19 protein-coding genes are annotated in these 19,356 nt (G+C 34.3%); all 19 read right to left on the bottom strand.

Annotation, left to right across the window (positions count from 1 at the left end; genetic code table 11):
• Positions 1-67: 67 nt before the first annotated feature.
• The 19 genes from B3C18_RS25540 to B3C18_RS25450 all read right to left on the bottom strand — a co-directional run bounded on the left by B3C18_RS25540 (position 68) and on the right by B3C18_RS25450 (position 19,292).
• Positions 68-466 carry a hypothetical protein gene (locus B3C18_RS25540; RefSeq protein WP_291153617.1) on the bottom strand — a complete coding sequence of 133 codons (399 nt, stop codon included), beginning with the start codon at positions 464-466 and terminating at the stop codon, positions 68-70.
• A gap of 465 nt (positions 467-931) precedes the next feature.
• On the bottom strand, positions 932-1,135 hold the full coding sequence (locus tag B3C18_RS25535; protein ID WP_291153614.1) for a hypothetical protein: 204 nt from the start codon (positions 1,133-1,135) through the stop codon (positions 932-934).
• Positions 1,136-1,152: 17 nt separating this feature from the next.
• The gene (locus tag B3C18_RS25530; RefSeq protein WP_291153611.1) at positions 1,153-2,553 is read right to left on the bottom strand and encodes an exopolysaccharide biosynthesis polyprenyl glycosylphosphotransferase; all 1,401 of its coding nucleotides are present in this window, start codon (positions 2,551-2,553) and stop codon (positions 1,153-1,155) included.
• On the bottom strand, positions 2,523-2,954 hold the full coding sequence (locus B3C18_RS25525; protein ID WP_291153608.1) for a VanZ family protein: 432 nt from the start codon (positions 2,952-2,954) through the stop codon (positions 2,523-2,525). The genes B3C18_RS25530 and B3C18_RS25525 overlap by 31 nt, the downstream gene beginning before the upstream one ends.
• A 74-nt stretch (positions 2,955-3,028) precedes the next feature.
• On the bottom strand, positions 3,029-5,368 hold the full coding sequence (locus B3C18_RS25520; protein WP_291153605.1) for a polysaccharide biosynthesis tyrosine autokinase: 2,340 nt from the start codon (positions 5,366-5,368) through the stop codon (positions 3,029-3,031).
• A gap of 63 nt (positions 5,369-5,431) precedes the next feature.
• Positions 5,432-6,205 carry a polysaccharide biosynthesis/export family protein gene (locus B3C18_RS25515; RefSeq protein WP_291153601.1) on the bottom strand — a complete coding sequence of 258 codons (774 nt, stop codon included), beginning with the start codon at positions 6,203-6,205 and terminating at the stop codon, positions 5,432-5,434.
• 113 nt (positions 6,206-6,318) lie between these two features.
• Complete coding sequence (locus B3C18_RS25510) at positions 6,319-7,065, bottom strand: glycosyltransferase family 2 protein (protein ID WP_291153598.1); 747 nt, start codon at positions 7,063-7,065, stop codon at positions 6,319-6,321.
• A gap of 156 nt (positions 7,066-7,221) precedes the next feature.
• Positions 7,222-8,196, bottom strand: coding sequence for a UDP-glucuronic acid decarboxylase family protein (locus B3C18_RS25505; protein WP_177178035.1), 975 nt, complete (start codon positions 8,194-8,196; stop codon positions 7,222-7,224).
• A 7-nt stretch (positions 8,197-8,203) separates the two neighbouring features.
• Positions 8,204-9,022, bottom strand: coding sequence for a glycosyltransferase family 2 protein (locus tag B3C18_RS25500; protein ID WP_291153595.1), 819 nt, complete (start codon positions 9,020-9,022; stop codon positions 8,204-8,206).
• Positions 9,015-9,425: a putative colanic acid biosynthesis acetyltransferase gene (locus B3C18_RS25495; protein ID WP_291153592.1), complete on the bottom strand. Its 411-nt coding sequence runs from the start codon at positions 9,423-9,425 to the stop codon at positions 9,015-9,017. Before B3C18_RS25495 ends, B3C18_RS25500 begins: the two co-directional genes overlap by 8 nt.
• 137 nt (positions 9,426-9,562) lie before the next feature.
• Positions 9,563-10,642: a glycosyltransferase gene (locus tag B3C18_RS25490; protein WP_291153590.1), complete on the bottom strand. Its 1,080-nt coding sequence runs from the start codon at positions 10,640-10,642 to the stop codon at positions 9,563-9,565.
• Positions 10,639-11,808, bottom strand: a complete 1,170-nt coding sequence (locus B3C18_RS25485) for a glycosyltransferase family 4 protein (RefSeq protein WP_291153587.1) — start codon at positions 11,806-11,808, stop codon at positions 10,639-10,641. The genes B3C18_RS25490 and B3C18_RS25485 overlap by 4 nt, the downstream gene beginning before the upstream one ends.
• On the bottom strand, positions 11,805-13,097 hold the full coding sequence (locus tag B3C18_RS25480) for a hypothetical protein (RefSeq protein WP_291153584.1): 1,293 nt from the start codon (positions 13,095-13,097) through the stop codon (positions 11,805-11,807). The genes B3C18_RS25485 and B3C18_RS25480 overlap by 4 nt, the downstream gene beginning before the upstream one ends.
• A 4-nt stretch (positions 13,098-13,101) precedes the next feature.
• Entirely contained in the window at positions 13,102-14,355 is a 1,254-nt protein-coding gene (locus tag B3C18_RS25475; protein WP_291153581.1) for a glycosyltransferase family 4 protein, read from the bottom strand.
• The gene (locus B3C18_RS25470; RefSeq protein WP_291153578.1) at positions 14,352-15,434 is read right to left on the bottom strand and encodes a hypothetical protein; all 1,083 of its coding nucleotides are present in this window, start codon (positions 15,432-15,434) and stop codon (positions 14,352-14,354) included. Before B3C18_RS25470 ends, B3C18_RS25475 begins: the two co-directional genes overlap by 4 nt.
• A gap of 52 nt (positions 15,435-15,486) precedes the next feature.
• A complete protein-coding gene (locus B3C18_RS25465; protein ID WP_291153576.1) occupies positions 15,487-16,338 on the bottom strand; it encodes a glycosyltransferase family 32 protein in 852 nt (283 codons plus the stop codon).
• Positions 16,339-16,363: 25 nt separating this feature from the next.
• Positions 16,364-17,338: a hypothetical protein gene (locus B3C18_RS25460; protein ID WP_291153574.1), complete on the bottom strand. Its 975-nt coding sequence runs from the start codon at positions 17,336-17,338 to the stop codon at positions 16,364-16,366.
• Between the two features lie 6 nt (positions 17,339-17,344).
• On the bottom strand, positions 17,345-18,355 hold the full coding sequence (locus B3C18_RS25455) for a hypothetical protein (protein WP_291153572.1): 1,011 nt from the start codon (positions 18,353-18,355) through the stop codon (positions 17,345-17,347).
• Positions 18,356-18,365: 10 nt separating this feature from the next.
• Positions 18,366-19,292, bottom strand: a complete 927-nt coding sequence (locus tag B3C18_RS25450; RefSeq protein WP_291153570.1) for a hypothetical protein — start codon at positions 19,290-19,292, stop codon at positions 18,366-18,368.
• Positions 19,293-19,356: the final 64 nt, after the last annotated feature.

Genomic DNA, 19,356 nt, shown 5'->3' with positions numbered 1-19,356 from the left:
AATTGTTGTTATAAAAAATAAAAACCATCTGCGTCGGCGGATGGTTTTTAGCTTTTAGTGGTTTTATTTACATCATAAAATACAGGGCTCTTTGCAGTATTTCGAGCTGTTTTTCGATCATACTGGATATTACAAATTTCTTATCCGGTAATTTTGGAATGAGGCTGGAGGATTTCTTAAAATTGAATTTTAAATCCTGCAAAACTTCTATTTTGGTTTTTGAGGCATCTATTAAAAATAAACCTTTGATTTCGCCTATCAGCGACATGCTGTTGTAAAGGTGTTTACTAAATAGGCAAACCATAAAATTTGCTTTTATACTTTCTAATTTGAAAAATTCTACGAGTTCCGAATACTCATAGATTACAAATACAGAATAATCGTATTGGTTTGATTTATTCTCGTTTTTCAATAAAAAAGAGTCTTCAGAAAATTCAAAGTCATTTTTAAATTTTCTTTTAAACATTTTTAAAAAAATCCCTTTATTGTCCCTAACTAAAACTCTTTTTTTTCTGATCATCTCTTAAGAATTAGCATTTAACTTTTCTTATAAATAAATTATATTTTAATAATACAGTGATAGAAAATTTCTTTGGAATATAAAATCAGAGCCTTTTTATATCATGAAATTTAAAAGATAAAGGATATTTAAAACAAGAAATTAAAGAGTGTCTAAAGGTAGTACAACAATGAGGAATTAAGATAAATGTAAAAGGAAATGAGCTCAATATATATCGAGCTCATTTTTATCTTATTTGGTTATAAATCGTGTAAACTTTTGAGTGCAGTTTATTTGTAGGTGTTCTTGGTGAAAATATTAGTAAAGAATCAAAAAAATCAACGTTTTCGTTTTTATGAAAAAAACAGGTTTGTTGGTTTCTTTTTATGCTGTAAGTAAGTGTTTGAGTTAAATTGTAAATTATAAAAAATCTTAAATACCAGCGTTAAGCTTTGGCGTTTCTCCGGTACTTAAGCTTTTTAGCTTTTTTATTTTATCATTCAGTTTTAAAACCCGGTCGAGTTGTTTTTGCTGAATGGTGTATTTAGTATAGTATTTATACCATTCTTTTCCAATAAAAAAGGTTGTCACAGAAACTCCTGTGAGTACACCTATAAAGTAATTAGTAATATCCATAATTTCTATTTTTTAAGTTAAAAAGCATTTTTATCTCCTTTCAGAGTCACAATAACGGTTAATAGGCAAATTTTAATATCTGTAATTAAACTCCAGCGCTGCAGGTATTGTATGTCTGTAGTAACGCGGCGTTTCATGTCGACTACCCTTTTGGTTTCTCCCCTAAGTCCCGAAACCTGAGCTAATCCTGTAATTCCTGGTTTAACAAAATGGCGAACCATGAAATTATTGATATGACAATTGTAATCTGTTGTGTGTTTTATCATATGCGGGCGCGGCCCAACAATGCTCATATTTCCCATCAAAACATTAAAAAACTGAGGCATTTCGTCTAAGCTTGTCCTTCGTAGAAACTTACCAATTGGCGTAACTCTCGAATCTCCTTTTCTGGCCTGCTGGCTTTCGTCACCACAATTCATATACATACTTCGGAATTTATAACACCAAAAGGGTTCGTTCTTTTTACCTGTTCGCATTTGTCTGAATAAAACTGGGCCTTTGCTTTGTCTTTTAATCAAAATGGCTAATAAAGGATAAAGCCAAGACATGATAAAAACAATCACCATAAGGCTGAAAATAATATCAAATATTCTTTTAATCAATCGATTATAAGCATTTTGTAACGGTTCAAAGCGGGGCTTTATAACATGAAAATTGTTTAAATGGCTGGAGTTAAAATGTTTCTTTGATATGGATGAAAAGTCAGGAACAAATTTTAAACGCATGCAATATTTGTCACCCAGCTCAAAAAAATAGTTTAAATCTGAAATAAAATCAGGCTTCGATACAATGTACAATTCATTAATATTATCTCTGGATGCGTTATGAATGGCTTCAGAAAGCGCTTCGCTAAATTCTTCATTGCTTTTATAATCTGCGGGGGCATTTTCGTTTATAATACCCACAAATTGAATAAAAAAAGAATTCGTTTCCAGATGTGAGGCTAACTCAATACTGGTTTTATTAAATCCCCATATGGCAACTGTATATTGTTTAAAAACCCATCCTTTAATTTCTCCTATTACCAGCGTAAATAAAATTCTGGACAGCAGAAAATAGAACAGCAAAAAACTCAATTGAAACAGGTTTGCCCGGCTTCCAAAAAAGTAAAGAACGTTGTCCTGAAAAATAAAAATATAACTATGCCACAAGATTCTTTGTGTAAAAAAGGCACGCCAGCTGTTGCGGAAAAAATATTCTAAACTAAATAGAACATCGATTCTATACAATTGAAAATAAGTTACCGAGAATAACCAGCTTAAAATTGTAATTGGAATCATCTTATCCAGAAACAAAGCATTCCAGCCAATCTTTTCTTCATTTGCAAAATTCAAAAACACTATAGTACCAAGTATCATAGCGATCATGTCTGCAATTGCACAGCAAATTATGAAGGTAAATTTATGTCTGTTTCGCATTTTTTAAATTTTTTGAATAAATTGTAAAACAATCCTCCTGCTATACTTCCTATAATTCCATAAAAAACATCCATGATATCGGGGTTTCTTTTTTGAACTATAAACTGCCCTCCTTCGGCTATACAAACAATTATGGCGGCGATGCCTATGTTTTGTATAAAGTTTAAATTTTTGCTTTGATTTATTTCATTTGAACTCTTTTGCTGTACATATGCTTCTAACAGAAAACCAACGGCTAAAAAAGGAACAGCAGTACGCAGATTGTAATAATGATTACTCCAGTTTAAAAGCCATCTTGGCAAATAACTTTCGGTTCTTAAACTGGGATCGGGGAGCCAGGAAAAATAGAAAACAACACCAATAACGAAAAGCAATATCAACAGAACTATTTTTTGAAACATTGTTCACTCTTTAATTTTTTAGTAAATGTGCTTTTAGTATTTGGGGTGAATTTGCGGCGGGGAAAAATATAAACTTAGGCTTCTTTTATTCTAAGACTTCTTTTGTACCAGGGTCTCTTTATTTTCAATTCCTGATACTGATAACCGTAGTTTCGGCCATAACCATATCCGTATGCCGTTTTCATATTTACGGCATTGATCAAAATACCAACATTCTTTAGTTGCTCTTTTTTAATAAAATTATTTACCTGAACTAAATTGCTCTTATCTGTATAATCGTATTTTACAACAAATACGGTAACATCTGCCAAATGACTAAAATTGAGCGTATCAGACACTATTTGTACCGGGGCGGTATCTAATATTATAAAGTCATAGAGATCTTTTGCTTCTTCAATTAGGGCTTCAAAATTAGAATTGGTTATTAATTGAGAGGGATTTGGAGGAACTTCACCGGCGAGCAGAATATCAAGGTTTTTAGAATAATTAGTGTCTTTTTGCAGAAATTCTTTCCAGTCATCATTTTTATTCGCCAGATAATTGGTAAGACCTGATACATTTTTATTGATGTTGAAATATTCATGCAATTGAGGATTTCTTAAATCAACTCCAATCAGCAATACTTTTTTATTAAGGTTACTAATGGTTACCGCATTATGAAAGGCACAAAAGGATTTTCCTTCTCCCTGAATACAAGACGTAAACAAGATTATATTTCCTTTGTCTTCCTTTTTTTTGTGCAGCAGGTAACGAATATTTGAAACTAAAGTACGCGTTGCCTCTGCAATTAAGGAATGAGAAGTCGCTGTGTTTTCTAACTTTTCGGTGGTATTTATTTTAGGAATATGTCCCAGAATAGGAATATTGGCAATGACTTTTTGAATGTCTTCTTCGTTATGTACTTTGGTATCAAGGTATAAACGAACGTATATTATCCCGAAAGGAAGCAGTAAACCAAACAGAAACGCTCCAAGCATAAAGGATTTAGGCTGAGGAAAAATGGCTGAATAATTCGTTTCTGGTGCGTTTAAGGTTTTTAAGTTGGATTCCAGAATTGCTCCGTTCAAAACTGCTTCTTCCTTTTTTTGTAACAATGCCACATAAGTTTCTTCCTTCATACTAAGATTGCTATTGATGTTACCCAATATTTTATCTTGTGTAGGTATGTTTTTGATTTTTGAAGCCGCAATAGTTTCCTGAGTTTTATTGACAATATTATTTTGATTCAGAAAGTTTAAATAGCCTTCTAAAGAATTCAATATTTCTTGTTTTGAAACCCTTAACTGCGTCATTAAAGTAATATAGGCCGGATTGTTTTTTTGTGCTCTCTGCAAGATTAATTCACTATCCATGAGCTTTGTATTGTAATTTAAAAGCATTTGATTGACAATCGATGATTCTAAATTATAATTGGTGCCTAAAGTCTGGCCGGCGTCTCTTTTTCTAATGTCGTTAATGGCATAATTGGCAAGTGAAATTTGTTTTTCGTTGAGTAAAGAACTTTCCGTTTTCTGGCTTCTGTCGGCGGTTTTTTCGGCAATATAATTGTCCATTACGCCTATTTCATTGTTTTGCAGGTATCTTTCTTTTACACTTTCGATAGAATCTTTTTCTCTGGTAAAACTTTTTATTCTTTGATTTAAATAAGTAACCGTATTGGTAAACGTTTTTTGTTTGTTGATTACAATGCTTTTATCCAGCAAAACGATAATTTCATTTAATATTTTTCTGGAACGTACAGGATCAGAACTAATATGGTTTAGTTCGATTGTTCCTTTTGATTTTTCATCGGATAAAACGATAAGCGATGATTTCAATTCTTTTAAAGCAGCATCTGTGGGTTCCAGATTTACTTTATATTCTTTATCAAAATAATACGATGCGTTTTTCTTTGCTTTTGAGGCTAATCTAATTTTAAATGGCAGACCGTTTACCGCTTCTTTTCCATCATATCCATTCACGCGGAATTTTTTTTCTGCAACAGGATCAGTTATAATAAATCCGCCTTTATCTACTTTAATTTCATACGAAACCTGAGGTAAAGAATCTCTGGAAACCGTTAGTTTTAAAACAAAGGGAACTTCGTTTACAGCATTATTTTGTGTCGTATATACTTTTTCAAAATAACTCACATTTAGTTTCAAATTCTTTACTACACCCAGCAAAAACTCATTGGATGTAATCAATCTGATTTCGTCGTCTAAATTATCTTCGTTATTTTTTTGATCAGTACTAATCGTTATTATTTTCGTTTTGTCTTCTTGTTTTTTATCCAAAAAAATCATAGCCGAAGTCTGGTACGTTGGCGGCACTATTTTGATAAAAATGAATGCTGCACCTACGCATAAAATTAAACTAAGCAGGAACCAAGGCCAAAACTTGAGATACTTTAAAAATTCTTTTTTAAAATCCATAATTATTCAATTAATTATACAACAGTATTCATAACACATAATTTCAAGCTGTTTTTTTCTTTATCACTGCGCAATAAGTAAAACGACAGCTAAAAGAGAAGCTGTTATCCCCAAAACCTGTATAGGATCTTTGATTAAACCGCCGCTGTTTGCTTTTAATTTATTAGGCTCAACCACAATAACATCATTCTGCCTGATTCTGAAATTTGGATTGTTCATCCAGGAAGCTGTGGTTAGATCAATATGAAAAACCAAACGTTTTCCGTCCACTTCCCTGATTAGTTTTATATCTTTTCGAACGGCTGAATAGGTTAAATCTTTTGCCAGTCCTATGGCATCGAGCAGGCTGATAGATTCTTCGCTAAAAGGAATTACGCCGGGTGAATTTACTTCTCCCAAAATGGTAAATTTATTATTGAGCACTCTAACCTGAACGGTAGGATTTACTAAGTAACCTTCGCCTATTAAGCGTTCTTTTATTTTTTGTTCTACACTAGTTGGCGTTAAACCGCCTACTTTCACTTCATTTAAAATAGGCATCATGATATTTCCCTGCGGAGTCACTAAATAACCTGATAATTTCATCATTTCTACAGAAGTTTGTCCGTTGGTAGTTCCCACATTCATATTAAAAGGTGCCGCTACCACAGGATTAAGATCTCCTACATCAATTTTTAAAATATCGTTGGGCTGTATTTTGGTCGATGTATAAACTAAGGTCGAGTTTGCATAGCTGTCTAAATCTTGTAAATACAGCATTTCTTTCTTTGTGGTACAAGACTGAAGCATTAATAAAAGCAATAAAAATATCGGAAGTAAAATTTTCTTCATGTTCATCGTAGTATATTTTAGTGTTTTTAATTACTCTAAATTCTATTGAAATAAATCTGCTTAAGACCTATGTTCACTATGATGAAGAAAATACTGACCAATCAATATTTATCTTTTTATTAATGAACTATATACTGCCTCAGAGCGATGCTTTTTTTAAGAAAGACAACAAATATTGCTGCCAGACCGTGAAACTTATAAATCTTATAATCTTCGTATAAAACCTCAAAAGCACGTTTTAAACTGGTACTCATGCCGCCCATTCTCATTTTTACGATATAGGCATCGATGTAACTCATATTAATTTTGTGCTTGTACAAATAGCGAAGCAGAAACTCGGTATCTGATGCTATTTTAAAATCAAGGTTGTATAAACCGTGTTTATCAATTACAGTTTTTTTTAAATAAACCGTTGGATGAAGGGGCAGCCATCCTTTTTTCACTCTTTTGAGACTAAAAACGCCTCCTATTCTATCGCGGATTAAACGTTCCTCTTTATCATTGGAAACATAAATTCCGTCACCGTAAACTCCGTCGATAGTATTATCATTTTCAAAACGAGCTGCAATTCTTGAAATCGCTTTTCGATCGTAAAACTCATCATCAGAATGCATTAAACCAATTACATCTCCAGTTGCCAGTTTAAAACCTTTGTTAATGGCATCGTACATACCTTTATCAGGTTCTGAAATATAGTAGGAGATTCGATCTTTATAAGATTCTATAATCTCCTGCGTTCCATCTTTAGAATTACCATCGATAATGATGTATTCGATATCAAGATAATTTTGTGAAAGCACACTTTGAATCGCTTTTTCAATCGTGCCTTTACGATTGTAACACACTGTAATTATGGTAATTTTCATCAGTAATTATACTTTAGGATAAAAATGTTACATAATTTCCATATAAAACTAAAACAAAAGATTTCTACTAAAAAAAGTTCTCGATGAACCGCCTCAATTGTCGTTAAAACCCCTAAAAGTCAAAGTTTTAAGTTGAAAATTATTTATATTATTTCCTTAATAAGGAAATTGTGAAAAAGAAGGCTTTGCCTGATTTAGCAATAATTGGTCAAAATATTCGATTGTAGCAGTCAAACCTTCTCGTAATTCTATTTGAGGTTTCCAGCCATTTAATTTATTATGCGCTAGAGAAATATCCGGCTGTCTTTGTTTGGGATCGTCCTGCGGTAAACCAAGATGAATGATTTTTGATGATGAACCTGTTAATTCAATAATGGCCTGCGCCAGTTCAAGCATCGTAAATTCGTTTGGGTTTCCGAGATTTACCGGGCCTAAAAAATCACGATCTGAAGCCATCATTCTAATCATACCTTCGACTAAATCATCGACATACTGAAAAGAACGAGTTTGCAAACCGTCTCCAAAAATGGTAATATCTTTTCCCTGCAAAGCCTGAACAATAAAGTTAGAAACCACTCTGCCGTCTGCGGGATTCATGTTTGGGCCGTAAGTATTAAAAATTCTGATTATTTTAATGGCCACTTTATTCTGGTTGTGATAATCCATAAACAAAGTCTCGGCACAGCGTTTTCCTTCATCATAACAAGAGCGAATTCCAATTGGGTTTACGTGTCCCCAATAACTTTCGGTTTGCGGATGTACCAAAGGATCGCCGTAAACTTCACTTGTACTCGCCTGTAAAACTTTGGCTTTAACGCGTTTTGCTAATCCCAATACATTGATTGCGCCCATAACCGATGTTTTTATGGTTTTTATTGGGTTATACTGATAATGTACCGGAGATGCCGGACAAGCCAAATTGTAAATCTCGTCGACCTCAGCATAATAAGGTTCTGTGATGTCGTGACGTACCATTTCAAAATACGGATTATCGATTAAATCAATAATATTCGATTTGGTTCCGGTAAAGTAATTATCGAGACAAATTACTTCGTTTCCTTCATTCAATAATCTTTTACATAAATGTGAACCTACAAATCCGGCTCCTCCCGTTATCAAAATTCTTTTCATGATAATTCTATTTATTTTTGATTAAATCAATTTTTGTTTGAATTTGAAAAAAGTAATGTGACTTAAAACGTGCCAGATAAAATCCTTCTTTTCCATCTAAAAAACCCAGCTTTAAAAAGTAAGCTCCAAAAAAATAAACCGCAGGAAGCAATCCTGTATTAAGAAGTCCGTATTTAATTTTTTGATTTAAGGATAAAAGCGTGTTATTCGATTTCTTGATTTGTAAATATCTCTGGGCTTCCCAACTAGAATAAGCATTGTGTTTGTCTATATAATGTTCCAGATTTTTAAAATCTTTATGCACCACTTTTGCTTTGATAACACCTACTTTGCCTTCGATAATAGGATGTTCGTGTACTTCCATATCTAGATGGCTCCATAAATCTTCTTCTATTTTTTCGTAAGCTCCTTTTGATTTCTTAAAAAGTGCCGATTTTTGAAACCCGTATCCGTACTTGAGTTTTCTTCCCATAAAATAGTTTTCAAAACGAATCGTGAAACCGTTATAAATGGGATCCTGGATTTTATGTTCTATTTCGTTGACAAATTCATCGGTAACAAATTCATCAGCATCGAGAAACAAAATCCATTCGTTAAGAAGATTTGCATTTTGCAGTGCCCAATTGCGTTTTTTAGGAAATTTACCATTCCATTGAAATTGCAATACTTCGGCTCCCATTGCTTTTGCAATAATTATAGTATCATCAGTACTTCCTGAATCGACCACAATTAGTTGGGAAAATCGCTTTAATTTATCCAGACATGAGGGTAAATTCTGAGCTTCGTTTTTGACAGAAACGATTACGGAAATTGGAATTTTATTCAAAGCTTCTAAATTTTATTAATTTGGAAGGATTTCCTCCTACTATGGAATTTTCCTCAACATCTTTAATCACTACAGAACGGGCGGCTACAACAGCATAATTTTCTACAGAAACTCCCGGCGCAATAAAAGCATCGGCAGCAATCCATACGCCGTTTCCTATTGTGATTGGTTTTAATATTAAAGGAAAATCTTTTTTAGTATAATCATGGGTAGAGGCGCATAAATAGGCTTTTTGTGATATTATGGTATTATCGCCAATACTTATTTTCCCCTGATTATAACAATCGACTTTAGGGCCTAAACTGGAATTTTTGCCCAATTCTAAATTCCACGGAGCCCATACTTTTACGGAGGCATACACATGCGCCGACCAATCTATTTTTGCACCGAAACATTTCAGCACCAAAACTCTCCATGTTTTAAAAAAACGGGAAGCAAATGGGCGAAATATAATCAGTCGTGCAAAATTCCAGATCAATCTTGAAATTTTGTTTTTTAAGCTAAAAGAATGACTATAAGTAGATAAATCCAAAACTGTAATTAATTAAGTATTTTTTTATACAAGTCGTTCATTTGATTGGCAACAGCTTTAATTTCATATTTTTCTGCCACAAGTCTTCTTCCTTTTCTGCCCATACTTTCTAATTCGTAAGCTGCTGTATTCAATACTTGCGTAATGATTTTTTCGAGATTAGGAACCGATAAATTTATCCACCAGCCGCATTCGTGTATTTCTAAATCTTCCCACGGCGTGCCCTGTGTTGTAATTACCGGAACTCCAAGAGCCAGTGCTTCTGCAATTACAATTCCAAAATTTTCGCTGTGCGTTGGCAGCACCATAACATCCGCAGATCGTAAAAAATCCCATTTTTCGTTACCGTATTTTGCGCCTACAAAATTTACATTTTTAAGATCTCTGGCACTGTTACTTAAATGTGTTATATAATTTTTATCTCCATTTCCGGCAATTTCAAGAGACCAATCTTTAGTATTGCAATGACGCCAGGCTTCAAGCAATAATTCAATTCCTTTTTTGGGATGAATTCTGGATATAAATACCATTTTTTTTGTTCCGTAACATTCTTTAATTCCTTTAATATCATTTAAATCAATACCATTTGGAATTATAGAAATGGGCGGTTTAAATCCTAAATACTGAATATTGAGCGCTTCCATTTCGGCAGTTGTATGTAAAAATGAAACACTTTGAATCGCTTTTTTTTGATATAAAAACAATCCTAATCTTTTCTTCCAAGGGTTATGCCCCATTATCCAGGGTTCTAACATTCCGTGTGGAGAAAGTACTATTTTGATGCCTTCTTCCTGAGCTACTTTTTGAAAACCCCAATTTTGCGGACTCCAGATTCCGTTGATATGAACGATATCCGGTTTTTCTGCTTGTAAAAAAATTCTAAAATCTTCGAGCATATCAAACCATCTCAAAATACCGCCTTCAAAAAATTTGATTCGAATACCCGGAATATCTATAGGATGAGCCGATTTTTTTGTTGCCACCACTATTTCCATATGTTTTGATAAAGCTGTGCTTAATAATCGCATATATTCCGTAGTTCCTCCGCCGCCTTTATCAATCCCCGCAATAAAATGGATTACTTTCATACAATTTGATTTATTTCTTTGTAAATAACTTCGACAGCATCAAGGAAATATTCAGTAGTAAATTTTTGCGACTGGGTAAATGATCTTTCAATTGTTTCCGTTTGCTGAGGCCGGCTTAATTTCAATACTTTTTCGATTGTTTTTGCGCCTTCCTCTTTCCATTGCTGCCATTGTGCAGGATCTGCTGGTTTTTTCTCAATGTAAAAAGCAGCCATTCCGCCTACTTCGTTCATTGGAGCTTTATTGGTTGTGATTACCGGACATCCAGAAGCCATTGCTTCAATAATAGGCCAGCCAAAACCTTCATCTAATGACGGAAACAATAAACAAATTGCTCCGGAATAAGCATTATTAACATGTTCATCTGATAGGTTTGTGATGAAATGAATATCGTTTTTGAATGGTGATTTTTTGTGCAGAAGATTTAATTCTTCTGATGGTTCTTCACCAATTAAAACCAAAGGTATATTTGTATTGTACAAGTTTCTCCAGGTTTCGTAAATCTCCAAAACACCTTGTCGGTTTTTATAATATTGGTTGCCGCCAATATGCATGATATAACCCTGAGATAAAAGTATATTGAACTTTGACTCTAATAAATCTCGTGAAGATTCTCTTGGCAGAGAAAAAAACGGACGGCTTAATCCGTTGTAACATACTTTTGAATTGGTAATTTCTCCCAAATGCAATTGGTGTAAATCTTGTCGTGTTTTTTTTGAAATGGAAATGAAATTTTTTCCTTTTGAAAAACCTCTTCTAATATAAATTTGATACAGCTTTCCGGTAAACGATGTCGGGTTTTCAGGCACCATTCCTAATGCCGATTTTAAGGCTAAAAAATCATGGCAGTGTACCACATGTTTTCTGTTTTTTACCAGCGGAACCCATGGCCCAAGCGCCTGATCTGCAAACACAAATAGAGTATCTTCTGATGAATTGCGTAATTTTATTTTTACTTCTAATGGAAACACAAAATACTGATCCACATAACCCAGCCATTTTTTAAATGATTTCATTATAGGAAGTTTGTAAAATCTCGCTTTCGGACTCCAGACTGCTACTTCATGTCCTCTTTCTTTCATTCCGTTCAGCAGCATATTGGCATAGCGCGGCATGCTTTGATGAGCTGTAAAGGAAGGATGCGTAAAAAGGACAATTTTCATCATTCTGTTTTCAAATTGATGTTCATACCAGCCAGTAATAAACCTGTGGCAAGCACCGCGCAGCCTAGCATACTTGGCTGTGCCCACTGACCTTGGGTGATTAAAAACAAAGCCGTTCCGCAAAATGTTAAAGGCAGTAGTTTATAGTTTCCGGGTAATTTTATAGAACTAAAAAAAAGTCCAAAGGCTAAAACTAATCTCAAAACGACAAGACCGCCGCCTAAAATAAGTCCCTGTTCTCCGCCCACACGATTTAATTCGCCTTCTGAAACTAAAAATTTTCTTTGGCCTGTTAAAAGTTGTGCGCCTGCATTGGTTCCCATTCCTAAATTGCCTTCAAATAAAGGAGCTTTTAATAATGTTGTGATCGGTTCTGTAAATCCGCTTATGGTTCGCATTACAATAGATCCTCCTTCTTGTCCTTTTGCAGTATCAACACGGCTCATAAAAACCTGAGTTCCTAAATTGAAAATGGAAGTTGTTTTTTGTAAAACCATAAATAAAACTACAATTACTAAAACGGTCGATATTAATCGTATTAATGATTTCACACTGGTTGTAGATCCTGCAAAAGCAAAAAATCCAACTAGTAAAACGCCTAATACGGCTGTTCTGCTCACGGTTAGCGGTAAAGCAATTATTAAGGCGATAGTACTGGAAATAAGTAAAAGTTTAGAACAGGCTTCTTTTGATAGCCAGAAATAAAACACAAATACTGAAACTAAAATATAATAAGCAGATAATCCTGTGGTAAACGAAAATGTTCCCGATGGTCTGAAATATCCCATTGCGCCATCAAAACCTGCGCTTCCTTCTCCGCCCAAACCTGTATTGATATAAGCAGTCTGCGGACTTGTAAACTGAAGATAAATAATGATGGTCATTAAAATATTGGTAGCCAGCATGACACGTCCCATTTTAAGAACATCTTCTTTTTTAAATACAGCTCCAATTATAAAAATCAGCGGAAAATGAATCAACATAATTCTTGCTCCATAAAGGCCTACAAATAGATTTCCGTGCCCGAAAGTAAGCGTAATTGCTAAACCTAATAAGGTAAAAATGGCGCTTAAAACGACATAGCCGTTTATAAATTTTACATCGAGATAAAAAGCTCTTATAATGATGAAAATTGCAATTGGGTCACGCACAATTAAAAGCGGCGTAGCCAGACTTGGCAGAATCCATTTGCGGAGAGCGCCTTCAAAAACCCAAAGTAAAAAATACAGCCAAATAGCGATTTTTAAGGTTTTATAAGATTGTTCTAAATCTTGTTCTTTTGGGGTGTCCATTTTTCTAATTGTTTACAAAATCTTTTAATGAAGAAAGTGCATCTGCCATTTCTTTTCCATAAACTGACCACGGTCTGGTTTGTGCTTTGTTTTGAGCGGCAAATCCAAATTGTTCCAATATTTCGGGTTTTTCGAGTATTTGAGTAATAACTTCTTTTATGGCTTTTGAAGATCCGGCGGGAACAATCCATCCATCTTTTTCGTGTTCTATTAAATCCGGGCCAGCGGTACGATTGGTTGTAATAACCGGAATTCCCTGCGACATGGCTTCGGTAATTACGAGTCCAAAACCTTCAAAAAGAGACGGAAAAACAAATACGTCATGTTCGTACATACACTCTAAAACCTGATCGTGAGATAATGACGGAATCCAGTTGTGTTTTTCTAAAGCCTGATTCAATGCTTCGCAATTTGATACTGCTTTATGTCCCACAATGGTCAGCTCAACTTTGTCTTCCATTTTTTCGACTGCATCAAATAAATAGGAAATTCCTTTTCGCTGTGATAAACCGCCAATGAATAAAATTTTAAGCTTTCTATCGAAAAGAGGTTCGTAGTATTTTTTTCTGGTAACTGCCGGAAATCCGTATGGAATTACTTTTATTTCGGGCAGGTTTCCTTTGTAGTTTTCTAATGTTTTTTTGGTAAAACTACTGGCGACAAAAATTACATCTGCGAGAGCTAATTCTTCATCTTTTTTACTCAGTTTCCCTAGTGAATCATTGAAGCCTATAAGCGTATCTGACCAAGCCGGATTAATGTCAAATTCTTTCTGCATTAATAATCGGGCGCTTTTCCAATACCCAATTGGTAAATCGTAAATGCAGTAAAGTCCTAATTGTTTTGCTGCTTTAAACGTTGATAAAGCGCCGTCTTCGTATGCATAAACGCCTAAAAGGCCTTCTTTTTTTAATTCGGCTAAATTATCTGCAACCCATTTGTCATGTTTTTGGTAGACTTTGTCAATACAGAAAAAACCTTTTTCGTGTGTTATTAAAAAATCTAATTTGAATTTTGAAGTCAGCAAACGTCCCAATTCAAAAAAGGATTTTGATCGTGTGTAAGGCTGCCAGGTTTCGTCTAAACTTCTTCTTTTTAAATCTTTTAATTTCGGATTATTTCCAAGTTTAAATAACAGCTGTCCGGGAAATATAGCAATTGAAGTAAACAGTTTAAAAAGCTGCTGTTCTTTCAATAAACCTGTTACGAGATTTTTTGAATTGGCGTTTAAAGTTGGATGTGAAACCAATAATTTCATACTGCAGAAATTGAATTGATAAACTGCGCAGCAATTCCATTTATGTCTGAAACCTCAACATTTTGCGGTGTTATATTCAGATTGTTTTTTTCGTATTTAATAATCTGCGGAATCACATATTGTCCTTTTGTTGGAGTCCAATTTCTTGAAACACAAATCGTATTGATTTGATGTTCTTTGTACGCTGCAAAAACACCGCTTTTTTCTGTTTGAAAATACGGAGTTGTTGATATTCCAAAATCGCTGTCTCTCAAAACCTGAGATATTATATTTTCTGATTGTATGCCCAGAACTTCATAAGTGATATTGTATTTTTCTAATATCGTTGTGTAATTTGTAAGTTCAGGGCCGTTTTTGCCGATGAAAACAAATTTTATAGGTTTTTCAAACTTATCAGCATTATTGCTTAAATCTTTGATAAAATCCTCAAAAGGAGCTCCGTTATGAATGGTGCCAAATAATACAAACTGAGCAAATTCTATTGGTTCTTTTTTCACCGCTGTTAACGGAATATTACCGCAAATAGGCAAAACTTCTGCTTTGATATTTTGAGATTGAAGAAAGAATTGGTATAATTTATTTTGGGTATTTATGGAATGTGTTTTTGTATTGTGAACTATTTTTTTAGCAATTACCTGCTGTAATTTTCCAATGCATTTGTGCTTAATGGAAGATTCGGTATCAATTCCCAGCCATAATTCATGAAACATAATATGCCATTTATGATTTCCTCTAATTTTTTTTAAGTATGAAGGAAGCCAAAACGGCAATCCTTTTGGGTTGAAGCTGTACGGAACGTATTGCAGCGAAATCCAGTCGGGTTCAAAATCTTTCAGGATTTTTTGCAGCCAAATTAAACGCTGGTCGTTTGGCGAAGCAACTGGGATTCTATGTACGATTACGGGAGTTTCTTCTACAACCTGAGTTTCACTGGTAAATGAAACTGCTTCGTGATCGCATAAAGATAAAATCTGTGCATCGTGGCCGGATTTTATAAGTTTACCACATAAGCGGCGGGTATAATCGCCTACTCCATCGTTACCAATTTCTGCAGAGCCGCATATGAAGAGTATTTCCATTTCGTGATTTAATTATTGAATTTTATAGGGAGTTTTTTTAGTTTCTCGTCAATCAGATGGATGTATGTTTTGTTATAATTGTTTTGAGATATTTTGATGTACGATAGGTTTTTTTAACGCTTTTATCAATAAAATTGACGACGGGAAATAATCTGGGGTAATGGTTCCGGACTAAATGCAGGAATTTTTCAATGCCTTTTTTTCCGCGCCAGCTTCCGTTTATTAAATGAATAGCGTAGGATCTTCTGTCTAAATAAATAGAATTTCCTACTAGAATATTAGCCGGAAGAATCAGCATATTTTCTCTTAAAATCTGTTCTTTATTTTGGTACGTATAACCGTATTTTTCGGCAACCGGAGTTATTACAGAACCTATTATGACTTTTTTTAAATTCATAGTTCCGTCCTCACCAAATAACTGCAGGTTTTTATATTGTTCTAAACAATCTTTGACATACGGGTGATTTGGTACCGACGCAAAAATTGCTCCCTGAACTGCAAATCCTGTAATAGTTTCCCCGTTTACAGGTAAATAAGAAGCGTTTAATTGTTTAAGTCCGCCTGCATCTTCAAACAAACCCGGATGTATTTCGTGCGCGCTGAAAAAATCATAATCAAACCAAGTTTCCTTAAATGGTTTCAGTATTTTAACATCCGAATCTAAATATAAACCGCCTTCGGTATATAAGGCATATAAACGAACGTAATCTGCTGCAAAGGCCCATTTCTTTGCCTGAAAAGCTTCTTTTACAAAAGGAATCGAATCAAAATCAAAACTATCTTTATTCCATATTCGTAACTCAAATTCAGGCAGGTGAATTTTCCATGTAGCCATACATTCTTTTATAAATGGCGTATAATCTTCACCACTAAACCAGCAAATATGAATTGTTTTTGGAATCATAATTTTTTATCCGTTTTAAAAAAATTTACACTTTATAGAATCTTCCAATAACTTTGGCTATTTTAATGCCTATTAATTTTCGTGTAATTTCCCATTTAGAATGTGCCAATATGGGTTCACTGCAATATTTCCAATAAATAACATCTAAATTTCTAGGGATTTTTCCCTGAGCGGCTCTTAATAAATGGTGTGCTTTCCAAGGTTTTGGACTTCCCATTCCGTGTGACATTGTTGAATCACCTTCAGAAAAACCCATTCCTTCTTTTCCAATATAACTTACAGGGTCATTATAAACTTCAATCGCTACATTTAAAGCATCCTGATCTGGTTTATCAAAAATCTGGAATCCTTCTCTTTTTAAAACCGTTGAATTATAGGATTGGTTTAGAAAAATAGAATTCTCCAAACCTCCAATTGCAGGTCCCATAAGTTCCTGCATCTGAACCCATAGATTTAAAAAGGAGCTGTTTTTTTTAAGAAGTCCAACAAAACCGGCATTTACATAAATGGCGTTTTTAAAGTGTAAATCGATATGGTAGTGTTTGTAATAGTTTTTCCAGCCTTGCCGCCGGGGATGAAATTCCTGCAAAGGTGAATTAACATCTTCGCAAAGTGCAACGCCGCAGTTTATCCATTGTTCATAGCACGCCCATGAATCGTTTATTACAATATCGGGGTCAAAATAAAACATGGCATCTGCTTCTTTTGCCGGGCCTTCCCATAGTTCGAGCATAAAATCCGGCTTGTAGTTTGCCATATTATAGTTGGTCACAATTGGCAGAAAAATTAGTTTTATTTCCTGCACGGGAGTTAGGACAATGGCTTCTTTCCATTTGCCAATTGTTTCCTTTTCGCCTCTTAATACCCATTTGGGTAATCTGCCTCGATAACCTACATAAATATTGCCTCTAAATCCATTTTGATATAGTGAATTAGAAAGTGCAGCTACTCCAAAATGGTAGTGACCCTCGAAAATAGTGCAAACTGCTGCATTCATCATATAGTATTATAAATTTAAGATGCGTTTAAGTCTTCTTGTAACTCGTTTTGATTGATGTTTGATATAGGTAATACAAAACAAATCAGAGCTTTGTACTTTGTATAAACTCATCATTCGCTCTTTATCCGTCTGGCTGGAATACATTAATTCGTCGATTGATTCTGCTCCCAGACGGCCTCTACCGGAATAATGCAAATGACTGATTGGTACATTTAAAGCTCGGAAAGAAGATTGTTTGTTAACGACTGTTTTAGATTCTTCAGACAATTGCGAATACCAAATTTTGTACGAGTCTGTGTTTTGTTTGTATCCGCCCTGAATGGCATGAATTAAATCTAAACTATTGGTATAATCTCCAGACCATGAACTGAGCCAATTGTATGGAGGTTTACATAAATTGAGTAATTTCCAATCTCCTAATAATGAAGCAATATGCAATAAAGATTGGTCGTGTTTTTTTGGAATTTCTGGATGCTGCTTGAACCATTCTACAGCGGCGTTCATATCGGCAATCATTTTTGAACTTGTTCTTACTAATATGTGTCCGGCTGTAATGGCTGAATTTAAACTGTCTTTTCCGAAATTTTCTTTTACTTTTTCGGGCTGCAAATAATTGTGTATGCCGCAGGTTGTATATTCTGTATCGGCGTGAACTAAATCATGTCCGTTTGCAAATTCAAACAAACGTTCCCAATTCATTAGCGCCACGATATCATTATCGGTATAAATAAATTCGTCCCAATCGGAAAAGAATGCTAAAAAGCGGTACAAAAATCCCATTGGGCATTCTGTTAAAACGCTTCTCAGGTTTTTTATAAAACTTCTGGCTTCTTCCGAAAAATCTTCTACGGTTAAAAATTCAACTTCGTTTAAGATGTATTGAGAATTTACTTTTTCTCCTCCAAAATGAATTAACCGAATTGGTAATGTACAGCCACTTTTTCTAATGGAATAAATTAGGTTTTCGCTGTACCACTGACTTTTTAAATTGGCCACTAAAACAATACCTTTTTTCATCTATATCGGTTTATAAGCTTAAATGCCATTTATAATTTTTCTGCCACATTTTATGGCGAACGGGTCCTGTATAATGCCGAACGGCCATTTGTTTTGGACTGAATAAATAGGAAAAATCAAATTGATCGCCTGAGTCTAAAATGAAGGTTTTAGGTGTCAAAGGCATATAGGAATTATTTTTTAGCAAATGATGGTACACAGTTTGTTCGCTAAAATATTCGTAGGTGAAATTATAGGTTTTAAAAAAATCTAAGGATTCTTTTATGTTCTTAAAAGCTTCATTGGCAAAAATAAAACCGGAGTTTACCTGATATATTTGTTCTGAATTTAGGGCTTTGTAACGGCTGTCTAAACAACCCCAGCTTACATCTGGCATATACCAGCCGTTTGCTTTGGGTTTTTCTGTTAGTATCAGTTTTAAAACATTGGCGTGTTCATAAAACAAAATATCTGAGTCTATAAATAGTGTTGGTTTTTCGATTGGATGATTTAAATAGTAAAACAGTTTTTTTCCTAATGGATATTTTTTTGCATAATCGATTAGGTAGTTTTCATAAGGTTCTAATTCTTCTTTGCATAAACCTTTTAAGGATTCTATTTCGCTCCAGTCGAGTCCTTCGGCTACTTTAAGGAAATCAAAATTGCTTTCGAGTTGGTTTATTTGTGCCTGAGTATGTGTACCGTCTGAATAAAGTGTCCATTTAATTGGTTTTCCTACGTAGCGAATAAAAGATAAAACAGACAAGACCTGCTCATGAAAATCATTGAATGAGGAGAAACTGGCAACCTCCATTTCAATAGTTTTTTTTTTACTGACTTGGTTTACCAAATGATATAATCCTATTGCTACTTGTCTGGCAAACTTTTTACGATTTACTTTTCCTTTTGCTATGGTTATTTTTTTGGTAATTCCTCCTTGGCCTGGTAATTTATTCATGTTTAAATTCTATAGTTTTTAATATAGCCCGTTAATCTCTTTGTGTTCCAGCGGTTGAAACCGC

Origin of the sequence: Flavobacterium sp. UBA7680, from assembly GCF_002482975.1 — a bacterium.
In the GTDB taxonomy this organism is placed as follows: Bacteria; Bacteroidota; Bacteroidia; order Flavobacteriales; family Flavobacteriaceae; genus Flavobacterium.
Note: the sequence above shows the minus strand (reverse complement) of the source record. Positions and strands in the feature narration are given on the sequence as shown.